Source organism: Pseudomonas sp. (assembly GCF_050739935.1).
In the GTDB taxonomy this organism is placed as follows: Bacteria; Pseudomonadota; Gammaproteobacteria; order Pseudomonadales; family Pseudomonadaceae; genus Aquipseudomonas.
Genome location: NZ_JBOICF010000001.1, coordinates 1 through 2225 on the forward strand (window position 1 = coordinate 1; position 2225 = coordinate 2225).

A 2225-nucleotide genomic window follows, 5' to 3' on the forward strand; every position below is an offset into this window, starting at 1 on the left:
ATTCATCTGTAACTGACCCTCCGCGTTCGCCAGCAAGCCGGCTCCTGCAATCGTGCCGTATCGGGCGTGAGATCTATATAAAGGAACGTTAAAGGGCGAATCATGCGCACCCTCCTATTCAGCAGCCAGGCTTACGACCGCGACAGTTTTCTCGCCGCTCAGAGCGCGACAGATATCGAGCTGCATTTCCAGCCGGCACGGTTGACCCTCGATACGGTGGCGCTGGCGGACGGCTATCCGGTGGTCTGCGCGTTCATCAATGACGATCTTAGCGCGCCGATCCTGGAACGCCTGGCAGCGGGCGGCACCAAGTTGATCGCCCTGCGCTCCGCCGGTTTCAATCACGTCGACTTGCCCACCGCGAAACGCCTGGGCATCGATGTGGTTCGGGTGCCGGCCTATTCGCCCCACGCTGTGGCCGAGCATGCGGTGGCGCTGATCCTTTCACTCAATCGCCATTTGCACCGCGCCTACAACCGCACCCGCGACGGCGATTTCACCTTGCATGGCCTGACCGGTTTCGATCTGGTCGGCAAGACCGTCGGGGTGATAGGCACTGGACAGATCGGCGCGACGTTCGCGCGAATCATGGCCGGTTTCGGCTGCAAGCTGCTGGCGTACGACCCCTACCCCAACTCTCAGGTGGAAGCCCTCGGCGCCCGTTATCTGCCGCTGGATCAGTTGTTGTCCGAAGCGCAGATCATCAGCCTGCACTGCCCGCTCAACGAACATACACGGCACTTGATCAATCAGGACTCGCTGTCACGCATGCAGCGCGGAGCGATGCTGATCAACACCGGACGCGGGGCGCTGGTCGACACCCCGGCCCTGATCGAGGCGCTCAAGAGCGGCCAACTGGGTTACCTGGGTCTGGATGTGTATGAAGAGGAAGCGCAGCTGTTCTTCGAAGACCGCTCGGACCTGCCGCTGCAGGATGACGTGCTGGCGCGGCTGCTAACCTTTCCGAATGTGGTAATCACGGCGCATCAGGCCTTTCTGACCCGCGAGGCGCTGGGAGCGATTGCTCAGACCACGCTGGATAACATCGCGAGTTGGGCGGCGGGAAGTCCGCAGAATCAGGTGTAGATCCGACGCTCTCGGATGCGAAATTCTCTGTGGAGCGAACTCATTCGCGAAAAATATTGCAAACGACAGAGACGCGTCGGCCGTGCCACTGCATCGCGAATGAATTCGCTCCCACAAGCGTTGCATCGCCATCTTCCCGACCGTGTTTGACCGCCCACCGGCAGCGGGCAGGCGCAATCTAAAGTGTTAGCATGCGCGCAAATTTGGAGACCCTCATGGCCGAACACGATTTTCGCTACAGCATGCTCACACCCCACCACACCCTGATCGAATGCCGAAGTCTGGCGCTCGGTCGCTATCAAGTGACCGGCAACGGTGGCTCGATCAAGCACGACGACGTGCTGCTCGTCACTGTCAAAGGCAGCAAAGACCTGTACATGCGTCTGACAGTGGAAAAGGTGCGGCACCTGATCAACCCGCCCGGCCAGTGGGTCGCGGTGGCCAACGGCCCGGCGTTCACCGAGCTTGCGATTCATCAGTGGAAGGTCAATTGCAACGGTTGCGGCAAGGAACAGGACATCGAGTTCATGGTCGACGGCAAGGAAGGCAAGAAAGCCCTCAAGCCTGCCGCCACCGCGCGCATTGCCGAACTTGGCTGGAAGACCGTCGGTGAGAATCATCTTTGCCCGAGCTGTGCCAAGAACGCCGCATGAAAGCGCTGGTACTGACGCTGTTCACCGCTACGCTGCTGTCCGGTTGCGCGACCGAGACCGAGGCGCTCAAGCGCGATCATGGCTATGTTCTGGAATGGATCGGTGAACGTCCGCTAATCGACAACAGTCACCTGACCATGACCCTGGGCAAGGACGGCCGCGCCTATGGCAACGCCGGTTGCAACCACTGGTTCGCGGCGTATCGGCTGGAGGGCGACGCGCTGACCTTCGGCCCGGTGGGCAGCACCCGCAAACTGTGCGCCCCGGCATTGATGGAACAGGAACACCGATTCCTCGACGCCCTGGGCAAGGTTCAGCATTGGGATATGTCCGAGGTCGAGCAGTTGCAGCTGTGGCCGGCAGCAGGATTGCCATTGCGATTCTGGCTGGAGGAAGGTTAAAGCCCTACGTCGATCAAACTGTAGGAACCGACACACCGCCGTTCGCCAGCAAGCCGGCCCCTACAGTTCAAACGCAATCGCCGTG

General features: G+C 60.6%; 3 protein-coding genes. All 3 read left to right on the forward strand.

All coding sequences use genetic code 11. From position 1 onward, the window contains the following. The first annotated feature begins 102 nt into the window (after positions 1-102). The 3 genes from ACRER8_RS00005 to ACRER8_RS00015 all read left to right on the forward strand — a co-directional run bounded on the left by ACRER8_RS00005 (position 103) and on the right by ACRER8_RS00015 (position 2140). Positions 103-1086 carry a 2-hydroxyacid dehydrogenase gene (locus tag ACRER8_RS00005; protein WP_431744335.1) on the forward strand — a complete coding sequence of 328 codons (984 nt, stop codon included), beginning with the start codon at positions 103-105 and terminating at the stop codon, positions 1084-1086. 215 nt (positions 1087-1301) lie between these two features. Further along, complete coding sequence (locus tag ACRER8_RS00010) at positions 1302-1739, forward strand: hypothetical protein (RefSeq protein WP_431744336.1); 438 nt, start codon at positions 1302-1304, stop codon at positions 1737-1739. Further along, positions 1736-2140 carry an META domain-containing protein gene (locus ACRER8_RS00015; protein WP_431744337.1) on the forward strand — a complete coding sequence of 135 codons (405 nt, stop codon included), beginning with the start codon at positions 1736-1738 and terminating at the stop codon, positions 2138-2140. The genes ACRER8_RS00010 and ACRER8_RS00015 overlap by 4 nt, the downstream gene beginning before the upstream one ends. Positions 2141-2225: the final 85 nt, after the last annotated feature.

Bases quoted from the DNA above. Each gene is read 5' to 3' on its own strand.
- ACRER8_RS00005 (WP_431744335.1), top strand. From the start codon at position 103: ATGCGCACCCTCCTATTCAGCAGCCAGGCTTACGACCGCGACAGTTTT.
- ACRER8_RS00010 (WP_431744336.1), top strand. From the start codon at position 1,302: ATGGCCGAACACGATTTTCGCTACAGCATGCTCACACCCCACCACACC.
- ACRER8_RS00015 (WP_431744337.1), top strand. From the start codon at position 1,736: ATGAAAGCGCTGGTACTGACGCTGTTCACCGCTACGCTGCTGTCCGGT.